The following is an 18,927-nucleotide window of genomic DNA, read 5'->3' on the forward strand; positions in this document are numbered from 1 at the left end:
TGTCATGCACGGACGAAAAGGCATGCGGATCGATCACGCGGTGCCTCCATCTCTTTCGCCAGCGGACGCTTTTGACAGCGGGTCTGCGCCGTGGCGACGGCGCAACAGGCAATTGCCCAGCAACATCGCGCCACTGCAGGCGAAGATGATCAGGTAACTCCAGATGATCAAGGACGGCATGCCCCACAACAGGGTCTGCTGGTTGATCCAGCCGATCACCGGCCAGATACCCATCACGACCAGCAGCAGGAAGATCACCAGCAGGCTCCAGCCCCGCCAGGTCGAGGGCACGACGAGGCGCGGCAAGGAACAGGGAGTCTCTACAGCCCGGGCATCAGGCTGAGAGGAAGACGGGGTGTCAGGCGCGGCCAAGACGATCTCCGATGTGAACAGGGAGTGAATGAAAATTCTCGGCGCGCAGTGTAGCCGCTGCGTCCTGCCCTGTGGAGTCACCCTGGTGAATCCCGCTGTTGAGTCGCCCAATTGAGTCGCCCTGTTGAATCAGCCAGTGGCGCCACGTGATACGAGATCGCGATCGATATGGCCCCACAAGCTGACAGGGACAGGCGCTGCAAGGATGGGAGAAATGACGCCGTCATCGGGAATCTTTACGAAAAATGCAAAAGTATTTCATCATTTCGTGCGTTTATCACAAAGGTATCTCACGGCAGACTGCACAGCATCCAAGACCCACCCATTGCTGATGGAGAACTGCCATGCCCCTTGCCCTGCTGGCGCTGACATTGAGCGCCTTTGCCATCGGGACCACCGAGTTCGTGATCGTCGGATTGGTACCCACCATCGCTCAGGACCTGAGCGTCTCTCTGCCTTCCGCTGGCCTGCTGGTCAGCCTGTATGCCGTCGGTGTCGCCATCGGCGCCCCCGTGCTGACCGCCATGACCGGCCGCTTCAATCGCAAGCTGGTACTGCTGGGACTGATGGCGCTGTTCATCGCCGGCAACCTGCTGGCCTGGCAGGCACCCAGCTACAGCTCGCTGATCACGGCGCGCATCCTGACTGGCCTGGCCCACGGGGTCTTCTTCTCCATCGGCTCCACCATCGCGACAAGCCTGGTGAGCAAGGACAAGGAAGCCAGTGCGATCGCCATCATGTTCACCGGCCTGACCGTGGCTCTGGTCACTGGCGTGCCGCTGGGCACCTGGATCGGTCAGCACTTCGGCTGGCGCGCCACCTTCCTCGTGGTCTCGCTCCTAGGCGTGCTGGCATTGATCGGCAGCGCCATCCTGGTGCCCAACAATCTCAAGAAGAACGTACCGGCCACCTTCGCCCAACAGCTCAAGGTGCTGACCCATCCGCGCCTGCTGCTGGTCTACCTGATCACCATTCTCGGCTACGGCGGCACCTTCACGGCCTTCACCTATCTGGCCCCGCTGCTGCAGGACGTCAGTGGCTTCAATGAAGGTGCCATCAGTCTGATCATGCTGGTCTACGGCGTCTCGGTCGCCATTGGCAACATCCAGGGCGGCAAGCTGGCCGACCGCATGGGCCCGATCCGCGCCCTGACCCTGATCTTCGGTGGCCTGATCGTCATCCTCGGCGTGCTGACCTTCACTGCCGCCAACCCGATCACCGCCGTGATCACCATCCTGATCTGGGGTGCCTTCGCCTTCGGCAACGTGCCGGGCCTGCAGGTCTACGTCGTGCAGCAGGCCGAACGCTTCGTGCCGCAGGCCGTTGATGTGGCCTCCGGTCTCAACATCGCCGCCTTCAACATCGGCATCGCACTGGGCTCCATCGTCGGTGGCCAGGTGGTATCCGGGATGGCACTGACCGACACCGCCTGGATCGGCGCGCTGATCGTCACCGCCGCCCTGCTGCTGACCCTGCTAGCCGGTCGCCTCGACAACCGTCACGCCTCTTCCATCGCGACCGCCTGATCCGCCGCGAAGCCTCCCGCCATCACGACCTGCCCCCGATTCCGACAGCTCAGCCTGCTGGCTCGGGGGCACCGTCGTCTACCCACCTGCTTGCTGAAGGACTCCATCATGATCTCCCCGACCCGCCCGCTGGATCGTCTCACTCAAGGCCCCCTGACCCTGGGCGTCGAACTGCCCCTCGACAATGATTGGGTCCGCACTGACAGAGCCCCCTCCACGCCCTTCGGCGTGCCTGACATGCGCGCCCATGCCGAGCTGATCAAACAGGTCGACAGGCTCGGCTTCCGTGCTGCCTGGTTGCGTGACGTGCCACTGTTCGACCCCGCCTTCGGCGATGCCGGTCAGGTCTTCGAGCTGTTCACCTACCTGGGCTATCTGGCCAGTCACACCGACAACCTGCTGCTGGGTACCGCTGCCGCGGTGCTGCCGCTGCGCCAGCCGTGGCTGGTGAGAAAGGCCGCCGCCAGCGTGCAGGCCCTGAGCGAAGACCGCCTGCTGCTGGGCGTCGCCAGTGGCGACCGACCGGCGGAATACCCGCTGTTCGGTGAGGAGTTCGCGACCCGTGGTGCCGCCTTCCGTCACGCGGTGGACGTCATCAAGGGCCAGGCGGACGACGCCCTGAGCGAAGGCCAGGCCATCCTGCCTGCCGCGACGCGTCCGCCGCTGTTGAGTGCCGGGCTCTCCCAGCAGACGCCCGAGTGGATCGGTCGCGAGATGGACGGCTGGCTGGCCTACCCGGGCACGCCGGAGGACCACATCCGCCGCGTGGCGCTCTGGCGTCAGGTCGCCGGTGACAAACCCTACGTCAGTTTCATCCACCTCAATCTGGAAGAAGATCCGCACGCCCCGGTGCGTCGTCATCGCTTCGGGTTGTCGAGTGGCCGCCTTGCCCTCATGGAAGAACTGTCGGCCATGCAGGATGCCGGGGTGAATCACATCGGCTTCCACCTGCGTCGCAATCGCCGCCCGCTCACGGAAACCCTCGAGGAACTGGGGCGTGAGGTGCTGCCGCACTTCTCATGAGGGCGCAAGGGTTGCACTGATCTGCCCGGCTGACTGAGCGCACTGGTAAGCCGGGCGGGTCGCGCGACCTGCCCCCGCCATGACGGAAAGGATTCATCGTTCACGCTGCAAGGAGATCCCATGTCAGATTCCACAGAGACCACCACACAAGACATCAGTCACAGCGCCACCCGGGCGCCCGCCTGGGTATGGCAAGGCCCGGGCGAGCCTGAGGCGCTCGAGCAGTCAGAGGTGGACATCGGCGCGCCGGGAGACAACGAGGTACTGGTCGCCACGCGTGCCATCGGCCTCAATCCCGTCGACTGGAAGTTCATGGCGATGGACAGCGAGCTGTGGCAAGCCGGTCAGATTCCCGGGGTCGATGCCTCCGGCGAGGTGATTGCCTGCGGTGCCAATGTCAGTCACGTATCGCCGGGCGATCGCATCGCGGTCCACACCACTCTGGCGGGGCCGGGCACCTTCAGCAAACGCCTGCGTGTGCCGGCGCGCGCCGTGATGCGCCTGCCCGTCACCCTGGGCTTCAATGACGCCGCCGCCTTCCCGTGCCCGGCACTGACCGCCTGGCTTGCCATCGACAAGCTGCCCGTCAAGACCGGGCGACGCCTGCTGATCACCGGCGCCTCCGGCAGCGTGGGCCGCTGGTTGATCCAGCTGGCCAGACAGCGCAACTTCCACGTCATTGGCGTTGCCTCCGAGAAGCGCCACGCGGACCTCAAGGCGCTGGGCGCCGACGAGACGCTTGCGGACGCCGAGCAGCTGGACGCGCCGCTCTTCGCCGTGATCGATACCGTCAATGGTGATCACGCCCAGAAGATGACCCGCCATCTGGGGGCCAATGGCCACATCGTCTGCATTCAGGACCGCCTGGAGCAGGCGGCCGCGCCGGCCTTCGATCGCGCCATCTCGCAGCACGAAGTTGCACTGGGTGCGCTGCACTGGGCGGGTGACGACGAGGACTGGGCACGCCTGGTCGAGGCGGGGGAAGGTCTGCTTGAAGCGATCGCCGATGGCTCCATGAACCAGCCGGCGCCCTGCATCGAGCCGTTCACCGCGCTGCCGGCCTGCCTCGCCGAACTGAAGAGTGGTGAGCGTCGCGCCCTGAAATTCGTGATCACGCCCAACGAATGACGCGCATGGCGGGCGGCGCGGGATTGTTGCGCAACCGGCACATGACTGATGCGTAGGCACGCCATTGTCGCGCCAGTTTCACAGCCCCAGTAAACACGACACAACACATGGAAACGTCCCCGCCGCACTCGGCGGGAACGTCAACAGGAGTTATCGCATGTCGACTACCCTACCAAATCCCGGCTTTGGCACCTTCCGTCTGGAAGGCGACACCCTGCGTGAGAGCATGAAGGCGGCGCTAGACGCTGGTTATCGTCACTTCGATACCGCCCAGTTCTACGGCAACGAAGCCGAAGTGGGACAGGTGCTCGCCGACAGCGGCATCCCCCGCAGCGAGCTATTCGTCACCACCAAGATCTGGTACGACCGCCTCCAGCCAGGTGATCTTGAGAAGAGCGTCGAGGAAAGCCTCGAGAAGCTTCAGATGGACTACGTCGACCTGCTGTTGATCCACTGGCCGTCACCCAATGACGAAGTCGCTATGGAGGACTACCTGCCGGCGCTCGCCAAGATGAAGGCCGAGGAGAAGACGCGATATATCGGCATATCCAACTTCACCTGCGAGCAGATGGAACGCGCCGTCGGCATTCTGGGGCGTGATGAGCTGCTGACCAACCAAGTCGAGGTGCATCCCTTCCTGCAGAACCGCAAGGTGCTCGACAAGTGTCAGGAGCTTGGGCTGGAAGTCAGCGCCTTCATGCCGCTGGCCGTCGGCAAGGTGATGGATGACGAGACCCTCAAGATCATCGCGGACCGCCACGGCGTCAGCCCGGCGCAGATCGCTCTGGCGTGGCTGAAGATGCAGGACATCGTGACCTTCCCGTCCTCTACGAAGCCGAAGAACATCCGCAGCAACATCGAGGCCTTCTCGCTGACGCTGACCGGCGAGGACATGGCCAAGATCGCCGAGCTGGATCGCGGCGAGCGTATCGCCAATCCGGACATTGCGCCCGACTGGGACTGATGGCCCTAAAGTCTTTGCATAACGCGATGTCAGAGCCTGCGCCTAATGCCACCAAGTCAAAGAAATGAAGAAGGCCTCCCGAGGGAGGCCTTTTGCGTTGCTGTCCAAGGATACTGGCAGACAGACCCCGATCCCGCTCGCACGAATTTGACGTGTTATTCGCATCCTCACGCTTTATGGGAGGTAGCCCCTATCTTTTCATTCGTATGTGAGAGCGGACCGAGATGGCGTTCCATCACTTGACGCTTGCCTACCAATCCACGGTCCAATAGTCTCGGCCACAAACTATTGAGCACACCGAAGGATCGCTCTGCCCACCCTATCGTTTGGCGCACTTGCCCACTAGCCAACTGCTTCACCACAAGTCTCGCAACGCTTTCTGGCTCATCAATGGCATTGCCCAATGCCGCGTTCATCTGCTCAACATGTTGTGGATTGATGGGAGTACGAGTTGCCCGAGGTGCAATGTACTGTATCTTCACGGAACTGCCTGCGAGCTCTCGCGCCAATGCCTCACTGAACCCCCTGAGTCCTGCCTTCGAGGCACAATAGGCAACATTGCCAGGGTGGCCGATATGACCAAGCATCGACCCCACCCGCATCAACTGTGCTTTTTCTGCCAACGCCAGGATCGGCAAGAGCTGCTGGGTCAGCAAGATCGTGCTGGTCAAGTTGATGTCGAGCAATCGTTCCACCTTCTCGCTCGACTGTTGGGCAAACCAGCCAACCTCATTCACACCCGCCAGATGTACCACCAGAAAAGGGCGCTGAGACTGAGGACAGGTCAATAGTGCATCACTCAATGCCTCACGGGCACTGACGTGGGTCAGATCAAGTGCCAGCAAGCTGGTTACCACGCCCTTGGGCAACTCATCACGCAATGCCTCCAACGTGTCACGACGACGCCCTACCAACCATAGTTCACAGCCGAGCCTCGCCAGCTCATGGGCCAGTGCCCGTCCTATCCCGCCACTGGCCCCTGTGATCAATACTCTGGATGCGTGAAGCGAGTGGCTCATGCCAACGCCTCCTTCTCCATGGCGCAATCCGCTGCAAGCGCCGCATCAGTCCAGTGGAATGCATCCTCGAGCGCAGCCTGATGGACACTGGAATAGAGATGATAGAAGGCCTTGGCGGCATGGATAATTGCCTGCTGCTCTCCTTCATCGGTGATACTGTCCATGAGGTTGGCGAAGAACTCCATGTGAGAGATATCAAGCTCGCCATGAGAAAAAAGATAGTGGAAGGCATCATCTCCGAGTCCCAGACTGTCACGCACGGCTCGTCCGGCCCCGCTGGCCACAGCAGTACTGGTCCCCTCCAGCACCAGCACCATCCCGAACATGCTGAGTGGATGACGCCGACGTATGCTGTCGTAGGCATAAGCCACCATCAGCTCGGTTGCCAACAGTGGCGCTCGTTGCACCGCCCTCTCACGAGGGACTCCCGTCGCAGCGAGATCATCCAGTACCCAATGCTCGTGCCCCTTCTCTTCATCAATGTATTCCGCGACGGCCATACGCAGCGCGTCTCGCGAGACATGAGCGGGTTCTGACAACTGCGCCCCACAGGCCATCATGAGCGATACGGTATGGCGCACATGGTGATAGGCCTGGGCCAGGAAGGCGCGATATTCCGCCAGGGTGATCTGGCCATTCAGTGCACGGGCCACCAGAGGACCGGACAGCAACTTCTCGCGTTCCGTGGCCGTGGCAGCGACCAACTGACGGTAGAACCCATCAGGCCGGCCATTGTCGGAGGGGATGCCAGCTCCAGAGGCAGCAGGAGTCTGACTAGCGACTTCGCCAGTATCCGCCTGCCGATTGACAGATTGGCATGATGAGACGTTGTTGTTTAAGGACATGATCATTTCCTCAGGAAGCACTGTGATGACGTGACAATACGTCAGACTCTTGGGAAGAAGAGGGGCAGGGATAAACGGTCGATGGCGTCGAGATGCGTTGAGCTAATCGCTTGAGATCATCACCACGCCGTTCACGAATACGCGCGCGCCTGAGGCGCCCGTTATCCGTCATTTCACCACTGGCAATCGATAATGGCTGCGTGGTATCCGGTGATGCTTCCAGTACCTGCCAGGCAACAAGTCGGGCGTAATCAGGCAAACGAGAATTGAGCAGGGTAATCGCTCGAGCAATGGCATCCTCCGTACACGTGGAGTCTCCGTTGAGCACCGGTGCCAGCAAGGCAATCAATCCGCATAGACCATCACCCTCCACGAAGGCCTGTCGGATACCGGGAATGAGTGCCAGCTCTGCCTCGATCCACCCTGGCGAGACATTTCGGCCCGAGGAAAGGATCAGCACGTCTCTTTGTCGCCCTTCCAGACACCAGCCCCCGGTTTCGAGACAGCGAGCAAGGTCACCACTGGGCCATGGCTGATCGGCTGACAAGGGATTCAGTTCCCCCAGATAGCCCAGCATGCGACGGCCGTGGATCATCAGCTGTCCCGTATCATCGAGTGAGAGATTCAGGCCCTCAAGCGGCTGCCCGACACTGTCAATTTCGCCTTTTTCCTCCCCAGGTAACGACAGACACACCACGGACCCCAATTCCGACAAGCCATATCCCTGGGCGACCGGCAGGCCAAGCCTTATGGCACGCGCCAGCAGCGAAGCGGGGACCTTGGCTCCACCGACCGCGACCAGCGTCAGTGAGTTGCGCCAAGGTGACTCAATCGGTGAGCTCTCACACAATGCAACCAATACCTGCAGCAGATTAGGGACCAGAATCAGGCTCTGGGGCCGACGTTCATCAAGCCAGGATTCAAGCGTCAGGGCATTGAGCCCTCCACTACCAATCAATCCAGTGCAACTAGCGGTATCCACGATGGCGCAGCGGCCTTGCCACAGTGCCAGCAGACCACCAGCGAGGTTCTCCAGTAGCACTGCCAGCGGCAGGAGAACGCCATGCCGCTTGAGCGTCACGGGCTCCAATCGTGCCGATAGACCCTCAAGAACCTTTTCAAGATGCTCAAGCGACAGACAGACTCCCTTGGGCGCCCCTGTCGTCCCAGAAGTGAACGTGATCAATGCAGTGCCGGCTGGGACGGCAGCAGGGACGGATGAGCGCTGTATCAGATAGACCGCCTCACCCTTTTCCAGCGACAGACAGCGGGACCTCCATTCGCCCTCGCCAATCTCATGATCCAGCTGAGCATGCCATGACTCATCGGCCAGACTCTCATTGGAAACTTCTAAATTGACCAGACGAGTCAACGCCCCCGGTTCAGCGCTCGCGATGGCATCAAGTGCCGTAGTAGCCAACAGATGTTGGCACTGTTCGGAACTGAAGAAATTCGCAATAGGGGTAACGACAATACCCGCCCGCCAGGCGGCAAGTTGGATGACAAGCCACTGCGGACTGTTGTCCCCCGCCAACCCCAGATGGCGAATACCAACGGCATTGAAGGCGCCTCCAAGTACCTCGATCGCCTCCCATAGTTGCTTTGCCGTGTAATCTCGATCCTCATGGATGGCATCGCGCCCTATCAGCAAGACTCGCGCAGGGTCGACCTCGGACAGGAGCTCTAGCGTCTCCAGCAGTCGTGAGTTCACCTCAGCATCCTCCGTTAGTGGTAGGAAATGCCGGGAATGGTGAAAGGCTTGTCTTCAGAAAGCGTGGTGCTCCAGCCAGCAATCGGCGCCCCAAAGGAGAGCTGCCCATCCGCTGAGCCTCATCCAAGGGACGAATAACGACGACGCGAGGATCATGTGCATAATAGCTTCCCCAATCATCCTGACTGTCAAGGCATGTGGGATCGGCCTTGCCCATATCACGCATGGCGATACCCAGACGTGACAGACCATTTCTCACCTCGCGCGAAGCCGTCACCACCAGCCACTCGACCTCGAGACTCGCCAGCACCTCAACCAGAGCCAACATCAGCATTCGTCCTGCACCCGCAGTGGCGCTGCATAGTGCACCGATCTCCATGATCTGATGCCGTTCGATCTGACGTTGCTCAGTGTCGGCCAGCAGCGTCTCGATGCGAACTCCAAGATAGTCTTCCACCCTCAAGGGACCTTCATCGGCGCGCATCAACCCAGTCACTGCATGAATGCCGACATCTCCGATATCAAGCGAATGAACACCCTCTGGCTCACCCTGCATCACCAGCAGACGAGAATAGTGGACGTGAATGCGCGCACTGTGGTGACGCTGGAAACAAGCTTTCACGAAGGCCTCTGCCTGAGGCCGGCCAGCTATATCGCACCAATACAACTGATTGCGTACCGTGATATCGGATGGCGCTGGCGTCTCTGGAAACGAAGTGTCTCTTGCTACAAGAGAAGAACTACTGGAACGGATAACAGGCGAAACATCATTGCTGACCGCAACCGTCGCTGTCGTAAGCTGAGAGCTTGAAAATTCCATGGGGCACCTCATCGAGGAAGATATCCCCAGACTAGGGTCGCCAGCTTAGCGAAGGCTTAAGACAGGAAAAAAGATCGTCACTAAGAAATGCACGGCCTGAGAGGTAACCGTGCATGTCATTCTGCAAGCCAGGTCGATTGCCACAGAGAGGATTCCGGGATCAGAGTTTCTTTTGCGCCAGAACGCTACTCGTTACCGGAAGTGAGTGAACCCGAGTGATGCTCTGCGTACCGGGGCGCGGTGAAGCCAAGTCATGCTCATGCAGCAGATAGATCACCGTTCGCGCCTTGAACCAACCCTCCAGACGCTGTGCCATACGCTGTGTGGTGCGCGCATCCAGGCCGGAAAAGGGTTCGTCCAGAATCAGCAATCCCGGGTCCGTCAGCACGAGACGCGCCAACCCCAGGCGCCGCGCCTGCCCCCCCGAGACCTGCCGGCCGCCCTCACCCACTCGGGTGGAGAGCCCCTGCGGCAACTGGCGTGCCCACTCGGCAAGGTCCACCGCTTCCAGAGCCTGCCAGACCTGCGCATCGCTGGCCTGACGCGCGCCCAGTCGCAGGTTGTCGGCAAGGCTAGCATCCAGCAGCTCCACCTGCTGGGTCAGACAGCCCACCGCATGGGAAAGCGCCTCGGGCGAACAGGCCTCGATGGGCTGATCATTGAGCAGGATGCTGCCGCTCTGCAGGCGCGTCTGACCAGTCAGCAAGGCCGCCAGCGTCGACTTGCCGGAACCGGATGCTCCACAGATGGCCAGTTGGGTGCCTGGGACGATATCAAGCGTTACCTCATGCAGCGCCTCGAACCAGGCACCGGGATAACGCCACGACACCTGCTGTATCTGTACCCGGACGGCTCCGCTGGCCAGGGTCTGCCGACCTTCCAGCGGTCGCGTGGCGAAGGACAGCTCATTGAGTCGCTCGGCAGCGCCCAAGGTAGCACCGGCCTGAGTGAAGGCCGCCGGCAATCCCGCCAAGCCCTCACTCAAGGCCATGGCCGCCAGTGGCAGCATGACCATCACAGCCGGCGTCAGTCGCTCATCCGATATTCCCTGCATGGCGGCCGCCAGCAAAAGCAACCACGACAGGCCAATCACCAGACTGGCCAGCCCATTGCCGATGGCCGCGATCACCGCCAGACGCCACTGATCCTTCAACAGTCGGGATTCGATCTCGTCTAGACGCTGACGGGCACTGCCCAGCGCCTCATAGGCCTCAAGCTCCGCCTGACCACGCAGCGTCTCCATCAGTGCCGAGCGCAACGTCTCCAGGGTCGTGACGCGTTGCCGGCTGGCATTCAGCCCCCAGCGCGCCTGCCCCAGTGTCAACCAGGCCCAGCCCAGCAGCAACAGTCCCGCAAGCCACACCGCCGTCTGCGGCAGCCAGATAGCGACCAGCACCACCAACACCGCGATCAGTCCCAGCGCCATCAGTGGCGGCGCCGCTAGACGCAGATAGAGGGCATCCAGGGTATCGATATCGGCAGTCAGGCGGTTGAGCCAGTCACTGGAACGCCGCGCCGCCACCCGCGCGGGGTCCATGGTCACCAGTGCGTCAAAGGCCGTGCCGCGCAGACTGGCCAGCAGACGCAGGATGGTATCGTGGTTGTAGAGCCGCTCCAGATAACGCGACACGGTACGCGCGACGGCGAACAGCCGGATACCACTGCCCGGGGTATAGACATCCAGCGTCATGGCCGCGCCGGCAGCCAGCGAAGCCCCGGTCAGAGCGGATGCAGTGATGAACCAGCCGGACACCGCCAGCAGGCCGAGTGCCGAGCAGGCCGTGAGCATCATCAGCACCACGCCGAGTATCAGACGACGGCGATAGCGATCATGCAGACGCCACCAGGGGGCCAGACGGGAAAGTGCCTCGCGCAAGGTCACGCTGTCGCTCTCGGGGTGCATCATGCGCGGTCTCCTGTCGGCTCGTGCTGTTGGCGCGTCGCCGTGGCCGTCGTGACAGCCATCGGCAGGATTTGACCCTCCTCCAGTACCAGATGGCTCGTCGCCATGGCGATCAAGGCCGGATGGTGGGTCGCGATCACCAGGGTTCGCCCTTGCGTGCTCAACCACTGAAAGCCCGCGATCAGATGACGCTCCGTCTCGGCATCCAGACTGGCGGTGGGCTCATCAAGCAGTACCAGCGCAGCATCGCTCAGAAACACCCGCGCCAGCGCCAGGCGCTGTGCCTGGCCACCGGACAACCCGCGCCCGCCCTCGCCAAGCGGCGTGTCGATGCCCTGAGGCAAGGCGGCAAGCACGGTCTTGAGCCCGGCACGCTCGAGCGCGAGGGTGATATCAGCGTCACTGGCCTCGGGAGCTGTGATCCGCAGGTTGTCGGCCAGGCTGCCCTGCATCAACAGCGGACGTTGATCCATCCAAGCAAGCCGCAGCCGAGCGCGAATGTGGCGGATGCCGTCATCAGGGGCCACGAAGCCGGCCATCACTTGAAGCAGGGTCGACTTGCCTGCCCCGGAAGTCCCGCTGATGACCAGCACCTCGCCCTCCATCAGCGCCAGACCCAGCGGCCCCAGCACCTGCCCGCGCTCGGGGTGGCTCAGACAGACCTCCGTCAGTCGAAGCAGCTCATCCGTTGTGGGTGAGTCGGCAGCGTCACGAGGCGCAGGCTTCTCCACAGGGTCGGCATGGCGCGGCGGCGCGGTATCGGCGGCCGCTAGGATCTCCATCAGTGTCTCGGAGGCGGCAAGCGCCGAAGCGCGATCATGATAGAACTGGGACAGAGTTCTCAACGGCTGGAAAAACTCGGGCGCCAGCAGCAGGATCACCAGTGCACTGAACAGCGTCAGCTCATCGGCGGGCCCGATGGGGATGTCGCCGAGCAGGCCGAAGCCGATGTAGATGGCGACCACGGCGATCGACACCGAGGCAAAGAACTCCAACACCGCCGATGACAGGAAGGCGAGCCGCAAGGTGCGCAGGCTGCGTTTGCGGTAATCATCGGCCACCAGCGTCACCTCACGAGTCGCCAGATCCCCTAGCCCGAACAGCCGCAGGGTGGTGATGGCACGCACCCGATCGACGAAGTGACGCGACAGCCGAGAGACCGCCTGAAACTGGTCACGATTGAGCGACTCGGCCCCCATGCCGACCAATGCCATGAACAGCGGTATCAGCGGCGCGGTCAGCCCCAACAGGATGGCCGCCAGCCAGTCCTGACTGAGCACGATGGCAAGAATCACCAGCGGCGTGATCACCACCAGACGCATCTGCACATGAAAGCGCGCGAAGTAGCCTTCCAGCGCCTCGACCTGTTCCACCCAGCGCTGGGCGAGCTCGGCGCTGTGATAACGGGCAGCGCGGACCGGCCCCAATGTCTCGAGTGCCGTCAACACCTCACCACGAATGGCCTGACGCAGTCGCTGGCTTGCGCGCTGGGCGAACAACTCCTGTCCACCCGTTGCCAGTACCCGCGCGCCCAGGAGCGCCAGCAGACCGACGAAGGGCCACATGAGCTCTCCCAGCGCGGCGGGAGACGCGATGGCTTCGCTGATCACCCAGGCGGCAAGCACCAGCTGGGCGACCGTCAGGCCGCCGGCCAGGATGCCGAAGCACGCCGCAAACCCAAGCAGGCGACGCTCTCGCGTCGCCTGCTGTCTCAGCCATCTGCCGGCCTGGCTGCATTTTCGGGTGCCCCGGTCAGCGTTACCGACCGGGGACTTGACTGATTCAGTGATAGCCACCTTCCTTGACCTTGCCGCGGAACACCCAGTAGCTCCAGGCGGTATAGCCCAGCACCATCGGAATGACGAACAGGACGCCCAACAGCAGGAACAACTGCGATTCCGGCGCGGAGGCTGCGTCCCACAAGGTGATATCCGGTGGCACCAGATACGGCCACTTGCTGAAGATCAGCCCGAGATAAGTGAACAGGAACAGACCCAGCGTCGCCACGAAGGGCTGTCCTTCCAGGCGCTTGCTGGTGGCCCGCCAGATCAATGCCGCGCAGCACAGCGCCAGTACCGGGAAGACCCAGAACACACCCAGATGGTCGAACCAGCGCTCCCGCACGTACTCATCCACGAACGGGGTGTAGAGACTGATGACCCCGAAGCCGACCAGCACGGCAATCAGCAGCTTCGGCGTGATGCGATAGGCCCACTCCTGCACCTCGCCCTCACTCTTCATGATGGTCCAGGTGGCCCCCAACAGAGCATAACCTACCACCAGCGCAAGCCCGGTGATCACGGTGAACGGGGACAACCAGTCAAAGGCGCCGCCGACGTAGACATGCCCTTCGGTGGCGAAGCCCTGAATATAGGCACCGACCACCACGCCCTGACAGAAGGTCGCCAGGAAGGAGCCACCGCTGAAGGCGATGTTCCACCAGTGGCGATTGCGCGAGGACTTGAAGCGGAACTCGAAGGCGATGCCACGGAAGATCAGCCCCGCCAGCATCAGAAACACCCCCAGATACAGCGCCGGCAGCAGGATGGTGTAGACCGCCGGGAAGGCGGCCAGCAACCCGGCCCCGCCCAGCACCAGCCAGGTCTCGTTGCCGTCCCAGATGGGCGCGACCGAGTTCATCATCACGTCGCGGGCGTGCTCGTCAGGAGCGAAGGGATACAGGATGCCCACCCCGAGATCGAAGCCATCCATCAGGATGTACATCATGACGCCGAAACCGATGATCAGCGCCCAGATCATTGTCAGATTGATCATTTCCATCAGCTCAACTCCTCACCGTACGGCTGGCATCGTCATCCAGGCTCTCATGGGCGGCAGACAGCGGACGCATCGCGGTCTCGACTTCGTCATGCGGCAGTTCCGGTTGCATGCCACCGCGGATGACGCGGGTCAGGTAGTAGCTGCCGGTCACGAAGACCACCAGATAGACCAGGAAATAGCCGATCAGGGTGGTCAGCACCATCCATCCGGTGAGTGACGGCGTAACGGCCTCCTGCTGGGTCATCATCCCGTAAACCAACCATGGCGACCGCCCGGCCTCGGTCACGAACCAGCCCGCCAGCACGGCGAAGAATGGCGCGATGGACATCAGGCGCAGCGTCTGCAGGAAGGGACGTGAGTGATAGAGCCTGCCCCCGCGGCGCAGATAGAAACCGATGAAAGCCACGGCGATCATCAAGAGCCCCATCGCCACCATCACGCGGAACGACCAGAACACGAACCACACCGGCGGTTGCTTGTCAGGCGCGACCTCCTTGAGCCCCGGCACCACACCGTCGGGGTCATGAGTCAGGATCAGACTAGCCAGCTTCGGAATCGCGATCTCGAAGTGATTCGTCTGGGCTTCCTTGTCCGGCCAAGCAAACAGCAGCAGCGGCGCGCCCGACTGGGTCTCCCAGTTGCCTTCCATCGCCGCGACCTTTGTCGGCTGGTGCTCCAGCGTGTTGATGCCGTGCATGTCACCCACCACCGCCTGCGCCGGCGCCAGCACCAGCAGCAGCCACATGCACATGGACAGCGCGCGCTTGTTGGCCTCGACATCACGCCCGATCAGCAGATACCAAGCGCTCACCCCAGCCACCACGAAGCCGCCGGTCAGGAACGAGGCGATCGCCATGTGGGCGAAGCGATACGGCAGCGAGGCATTGAAGATGGCCGCGGCCCAGTCCTTGACGAAGAAGTGACCATCCACCAGCTCCACCCCTGCCGGGGTCTGCATCCAGCTGTTGGTGGAGAGAATCCAGAACGCGGAGATGAAGGTCCCCAGCGCCACCATCAGGGCCGCGAACAGATGCACCCCTTCCGGCACCTTGCCACGCCCGAACAACAGGACGCCAAGGAAGCCTGCCTCCAGGAAGAAGGCCGTCACCACCTCATAGCTGAGCATCGGGCCGATGAAGTTGGAGCTGGCATAACTGAAGTTGCTCCAGTTGGTGCCGAACTGGAAGGCCATCACGATGCCCGAGACCACGCCCATCGCGAAGACCACAGCGAATACCTTCACCCAGAACGCTGCAAGGCGCTCCCAGGCGGCATTGCCTGTCTTGTAGAAAAGGCCATGCAACAAGGCCACATAGGATGCCAGACCGATGGTAAACACCGGAAAGACGGCATGAAATGACACGACAAATCCGAACTGTATGCGTGACAGGATCACGGGATCCAGTTCCATGGGCGACTCCTCAGGACTCCAGGGATTGCACTCTGTTCATCCCGTTGTGGGACGCACAGTCGCAGCGATATCACGGTCAGGCCCGTGACGACAAGGCATACCACCAAACTCCATCGATCATGGCAGCCATCTTTCTACCAGCTAACCCAAAGAGCATAGAAAACACCAGGCTATCGTGCACGATGACGCTTTGCCGCAGGCCCAGCCATCCGATCAATCGCCATGGTGGTGATCGATCAGGCCCGCCATATTGCATGACAGCATCCACGTATTTTCCACTCGGCATGCTCAAGCTTGCCATCTATATTTCGCCGCACATCCGCCTTTATTGACGTACATCAAGATAACCACACGTCGAGCCTCGAATACGACCAATGCCAGCGGCCGTCGGACGCGGTTTATCTTGATTTCTGTCCTGCAGCGCACCTTGAACCAGCCAGGAATGTGCGCCCTGATGGCTGCATAAAGGCAAAGCGCGCCCCCTTTCGAGAACGCACCTTGTTGTCTCCTTCTTTCCTTTTCTTCTCTACTTACCTCTCTTGTCTCACTTCGTTCTTCTTTGTGCCCTTTCCCTTGTGGCTTTGCCCCTTCGCGTCAGGAACTCACCGTATGACACAGCAATCGCGCCCCTGATGCTTGGCGTCATAGAGCGCCGCATCCGCCGCACGTACCAGGTCGGTCAGGTTGGTGTGCTGCTCGGCCTTGTAGCTCACCGCCCCGACGCTGACGGTCAGCACTTTCGCCACCGCGCTGTCGGGGTGGATCAGTTTGAGCGCACGCACCTTGCGGCGGATGCGTTCGGCACAGGCCCGCAATTGCCGCTCGGTCACTGACTCCAGCAGAACCAGGAATTCTTCGCCGCCATAGCGCACCACCATGCCCGGCTGCGGGCCGATGGCGGCCTGGAGCGCACCGGCAACCTGCTGCAGGCAGTGATCCCCTTCCACATGGCCATGATGGTCGTTGTAGGTCTTGAAGTGATCGACGTCCACCATCAGGATCGCCAGCCCGTCCTCACGGGTCAGGTCCGCCCAGCGCTGGGCCAGATCCCGCTCCAGGTGACGCCGGTTGAAGACGCCCGTCAGCGCATCGCAGTTGGCCTCACGGGTAAGACGTTGACCGGCAGCGCGCTTCTCCTCCAGCAACAGCCGCTCACGCTGGCGCAGCAACCACACCTGACGCTGATTGTGCTCGAGCTGATGATTGGCCAATAGCGAGAGCCCCGTGGTGCTGACGAAGATCACCATCGCCAGCAGCTCCAGTCCCTCCTGACCGGCAGGTTCCAACGCGATCACCCCGGCCATTATGAGGGTGCAGGTCAGCGACGCCGTCAGTGCCTGGGGGAAGCGCAGCCGAAAGAGAATGTTGCCGACCATCGGAAAGAAGCCGAACAACAGCGTATCGACATGCGAAAGCTCGGTGCGCGACAGCTGCAACAGAATGGCGCTGACCAGCATGGTGTTGATCACCAGCGCGGTCATCAGCCACTCCTTGAGCCGCATGGAAGATGCCCGCTGCACCAGCGGCAGCACCAGCATGGCCACCACGCAGACACCGCCCAGCCGCAGCATGGCGGCCAGTGCCAGGTCCTCACTGCGATGAATGGTGTCACTGATCAGGAAGGTGGCATACATCACGAAGGCGAAGATGCCGGAATACAGCAAGCCGCGCGTGCGCGAGACGCGCGTCTCTTCCACATACCGGGTCTCGAGGGTGTCGGGGAACATGAGCCGCCAGCGTGACGCACCGCGACCGTCGATCAGTCCCTCGACGACACCGCGCTCGGCAGCCACCGCCGCTGGCATCGTCGCCTCGCGGCCGCCGGGGAGTCGCTTTTGACTTCTCATGACAGACCCGCTCCGCCCATCGGCGGCCTGGGATCTGGCAACTCAGCCTTATGTTCATCGTGCTGCGCATTCTGCCGCTCATCATGAAGGTCATCACTGGCCTGGGCGCGCGTCTTGCCATTACCGTTGCCACGTTGCACGCAGGTACGGTTGCGGCCATGTCGCTTGGCACGATAGAGCCCCTTGTCGGCCTGATCGACCCAGCGGCTGAGGAGCGTCTCGACCGCCATATCACGCGTCATTTCATCTTCCATCCCCTCGCCCTCGAGCAGGCGCGACAAGGGGATGACGCAAAGCCCCACACTCAGGGTGACGACGCCGAGTTCCGACTCGCGGTGAGGCAGCTTGAGCGACTTGACGGCATAGCGCATTGCCTCGGCCAGACTGCGCGCATGCTCGAGATCACGCACGGCCACCAGGGCGGTAAACTCCTCGCCGCCGAAGCGAACGACGCTGGCCAACGCAGCCTCTTTCCCCTCGGGAGCACCGGCGATGCCAGCGCCTTTTTCCCTGTCCAGTGTTTCCTGCAAGGCCTGGGCGATCTGATACAGGCAGTTGTCGCCCGCGACATGCCCGTAGTGGTCATTGAAGGCCTTGAAGTGATCGACATCCATCATCATCAGCGCCAGACACGGCAACGGGGGCACCGGATAGGACGCTGATACGCCGTTCTTCGCCTGCTGAGCATCGCCATGGTGCTGCTTGAGCACCTCGATCAGATGACGGCGGTTGTAGAGCTGGGTCAGCGGGTCGAGACAGGCCATTTCCTGCAGCTCGGCATTGCGTGACTCCACATCCTGCAGGCGCAGTTGATCGATGGAGGTCATCAGATAGGCATGACGGGCCGAGAACTCGATGCGGAAGCTGGCAATCAGCGAAAACAGGCAGAACGCCATGAAGACGAAGACGATCGCGAAGTCCATATGGGCATAGGGCATCGCTACGCTCAGCGCTACGCTCATCACGATGGCCATCCCCCCTGCCGACAGCAACAGAGCCGAGACGAAACGCAGCTGCATCAGGACGATACCGACCAGTGGCACCACGCCCAGCGCATAGAGTTCGAGGAAGCAGCGCAGGTGGTTCTCGCGAACCGCCAGCCACGCTGCCAGGCCGATCACGCCCCACAGTGTCGCGACCAGCAGCGCCTCGCGCCCGACGGGGCGACAGACCTCACTCTTGAGGACCAGCACGAGAATCGCGAGCGCGATGCAGACGTACAGGCGCAGCATCACGGCGAGATTCTCTGTCACCGGCATCGCGACCGGCGCATAGACGGTGTCATAGAGCACGAACATCAGCTGAAAGATGATCAGGCTCCAGCAGCCCATTACGGCACGACTCATGCGCCGACGATGCTCGAACTGTTCAAAGTCCCTCTCGAGTTCAGGGGCAAAGCTCAGCCTCGCAGGAGTCGTGGCACTCAGGTGTTGCTCCAATATTGCCATTCGTGAAGGCATGTCTGATTTCCCTCGATCGCCCTGCTTTCTTTATTACATGCGCAGATGTTGAAAGCCACGCTGACGGAGATGCTCAAGCGCCGCATGTCCGTGTTGATACCTCGCACATGAACGAAA

Annotated in this window: 15 protein-coding genes; 4 read left to right on the top strand and 11 right to left on the bottom strand. The window is 61.7% G+C overall.

Annotated features, from left to right (window positions below):
- Positions 1-33: 33 nt before the first annotated feature.
- Positions 34-306, bottom strand: a complete 273-nt coding sequence (locus AC5WNI_RS09795; RefSeq protein ID WP_064503359.1) for a hypothetical protein — start codon at positions 304-306, stop codon at positions 34-36.
- Between the two features lie 410 nt (positions 307-716).
- Between AC5WNI_RS09795 and AC5WNI_RS09800 the strand changes: the two genes are divergently transcribed.
- From AC5WNI_RS09800 to dkgB, 4 genes are all read left to right on the top strand, one after another.
- On the top strand, positions 717-1,898 hold the full coding sequence (locus AC5WNI_RS09800; RefSeq protein WP_225346737.1) for an MFS transporter: 1,182 nt from the start codon (positions 717-719) through the stop codon (positions 1,896-1,898).
- A gap of 108 nt (positions 1,899-2,006) precedes the next feature.
- Positions 2,007-2,921 carry a TIGR03571 family LLM class oxidoreductase gene (locus AC5WNI_RS09805; RefSeq protein ID WP_225346738.1) on the top strand — a complete coding sequence of 305 codons (915 nt, stop codon included), beginning with the start codon at positions 2,007-2,009 and terminating at the stop codon, positions 2,919-2,921.
- 120 nt (positions 2,922-3,041) lie between these two features.
- On the top strand, positions 3,042-4,049 hold the full coding sequence (locus tag AC5WNI_RS09810) for an alcohol dehydrogenase catalytic domain-containing protein (RefSeq protein ID WP_225346739.1): 1,008 nt from the start codon (positions 3,042-3,044) through the stop codon (positions 4,047-4,049).
- A 157-nt stretch (positions 4,050-4,206) separates the two neighbouring features.
- Positions 4,207-5,013, top strand: coding sequence for a 2,5-didehydrogluconate reductase DkgB (gene dkgB / locus AC5WNI_RS09815; RefSeq protein WP_225346740.1), 807 nt, complete (start codon positions 4,207-4,209; stop codon positions 5,011-5,013).
- A gap of 167 nt (positions 5,014-5,180) precedes the next feature.
- On the opposite strand, the gene AC5WNI_RS09820 is transcribed toward dkgB, so the two are convergent.
- The 10 genes from AC5WNI_RS09820 to AC5WNI_RS09865 form a co-directional block, all read right to left on the bottom strand.
- The gene (locus tag AC5WNI_RS09820) at positions 5,181-6,032 is read right to left on the bottom strand and encodes an SDR family oxidoreductase (protein ID WP_495928360.1); all 852 of its coding nucleotides are present in this window, start codon (positions 6,030-6,032) and stop codon (positions 5,181-5,183) included.
- Complete coding sequence (locus AC5WNI_RS09825) at positions 6,029-6,877, bottom strand: iron-containing redox enzyme family protein (RefSeq protein ID WP_225346742.1); 849 nt, start codon at positions 6,875-6,877, stop codon at positions 6,029-6,031. Before AC5WNI_RS09825 ends, AC5WNI_RS09820 begins: the two co-directional genes overlap by 4 nt.
- 10 nt (positions 6,878-6,887) lie before the next feature.
- Positions 6,888-8,588 carry an AMP-binding protein gene (locus AC5WNI_RS09830; RefSeq protein ID WP_225346743.1) on the bottom strand — a complete coding sequence of 567 codons (1,701 nt, stop codon included), beginning with the start codon at positions 8,586-8,588 and terminating at the stop codon, positions 6,888-6,890.
- Between the two features lies 1 nt (position 8,589).
- Positions 8,590-9,408, bottom strand: a complete 819-nt coding sequence (locus AC5WNI_RS09835) for a thermostable hemolysin (protein WP_225346744.1) — start codon at positions 9,406-9,408, stop codon at positions 8,590-8,592.
- A 160-nt stretch (positions 9,409-9,568) separates the two neighbouring features.
- Positions 9,569-11,314: a thiol reductant ABC exporter subunit CydC gene (gene cydC, locus AC5WNI_RS09840; RefSeq protein ID WP_225346745.1), complete on the bottom strand. Its 1,746-nt coding sequence runs from the start codon at positions 11,312-11,314 to the stop codon at positions 9,569-9,571.
- On the bottom strand, positions 11,311-13,107 hold the full coding sequence (cydD, locus tag AC5WNI_RS09845; RefSeq protein ID WP_225346746.1) for a thiol reductant ABC exporter subunit CydD: 1,797 nt from the start codon (positions 13,105-13,107) through the stop codon (positions 11,311-11,313). Before cydD ends, cydC begins: the two co-directional genes overlap by 4 nt.
- The gene (cydB, locus tag AC5WNI_RS09850; protein WP_225346747.1) at positions 13,094-14,092 is read right to left on the bottom strand and encodes a cytochrome d ubiquinol oxidase subunit II; all 999 of its coding nucleotides are present in this window, start codon (positions 14,090-14,092) and stop codon (positions 13,094-13,096) included. The genes cydD and cydB overlap by 14 nt, the downstream gene beginning before the upstream one ends.
- A gap of 4 nt (positions 14,093-14,096) precedes the next feature.
- On the bottom strand, positions 14,097-15,503 hold the full coding sequence (locus AC5WNI_RS09855; protein WP_225346748.1) for a cytochrome ubiquinol oxidase subunit I: 1,407 nt from the start codon (positions 15,501-15,503) through the stop codon (positions 14,097-14,099).
- Between the two features lie 602 nt (positions 15,504-16,105).
- On the bottom strand, positions 16,106-17,350 hold the full coding sequence (locus tag AC5WNI_RS09860; RefSeq protein ID WP_225346749.1) for a GGDEF domain-containing protein: 1,245 nt from the start codon (positions 17,348-17,350) through the stop codon (positions 16,106-16,108).
- Entirely contained in the window at positions 17,347-18,696 is a 1,350-nt protein-coding gene (locus AC5WNI_RS09865; protein WP_225346750.1) for a GGDEF domain-containing protein, read from the bottom strand. The genes AC5WNI_RS09860 and AC5WNI_RS09865 overlap by 4 nt, the downstream gene beginning before the upstream one ends.
- Positions 18,697-18,927 lie beyond the last annotated feature (231 nt).

The sequence above is a fragment of the Cobetia sp. PDI-12MA genome (genome assembly GCF_059507695.1).

Bases quoted from the DNA above. Each gene is read 5' to 3' on its own strand.
- AC5WNI_RS09800 (WP_225346737.1), top strand. From the start codon at position 717: ATGCCCCTTGCCCTGCTGGCGCTGACATTGAGCGCCTTTGCCATCGGG.
- AC5WNI_RS09805 (WP_225346738.1), top strand. From the start codon at position 2,007: ATGATCTCCCCGACCCGCCCGCTGGATCGTCTCACTCAAGGCCCCCTG.
- AC5WNI_RS09810 (WP_225346739.1), top strand. From the start codon at position 3,042: ATGTCAGATTCCACAGAGACCACCACACAAGACATCAGTCACAGCGCC.
- dkgB (WP_225346740.1), top strand. From the start codon at position 4,207: ATGTCGACTACCCTACCAAATCCCGGCTTTGGCACCTTCCGTCTGGAA.
- AC5WNI_RS09820 (WP_495928360.1), bottom strand. From the start codon at position 6,032: ATGAGCCACTCGCTTCACGCATCCAGAGTATTGATCACAGGGGCCAGT.
- AC5WNI_RS09825 (WP_225346742.1), bottom strand. From the start codon at position 6,877: ATGTCCTTAAACAACAACGTCTCATCATGCCAATCTGTCAATCGGCAG.
- AC5WNI_RS09835 (WP_225346744.1), bottom strand. From the start codon at position 9,408: ATGGAATTTTCAAGCTCTCAGCTTACGACAGCGACGGTTGCGGTCAGC.
- cydC (WP_225346745.1), bottom strand. From the start codon at position 11,314: ATGATGCACCCCGAGAGCGACAGCGTGACCTTGCGCGAGGCACTTTCC.
- cydB (WP_225346747.1), bottom strand. From the start codon at position 14,092: ATGGAAATGATCAATCTGACAATGATCTGGGCGCTGATCATCGGTTTC.
- AC5WNI_RS09855 (WP_225346748.1), bottom strand. From the start codon at position 15,503: ATGGAACTGGATCCCGTGATCCTGTCACGCATACAGTTCGGATTTGTC.
- AC5WNI_RS09860 (WP_225346749.1), bottom strand. From the start codon at position 17,350: ATGAGAAGTCAAAAGCGACTCCCCGGCGGCCGCGAGGCGACGATGCCA.
- AC5WNI_RS09865 (WP_225346750.1), bottom strand. From the start codon at position 18,696: ATGAGTCGTGCCGTAATGGGCTGCTGGAGCCTGATCATCTTTCAGCTG.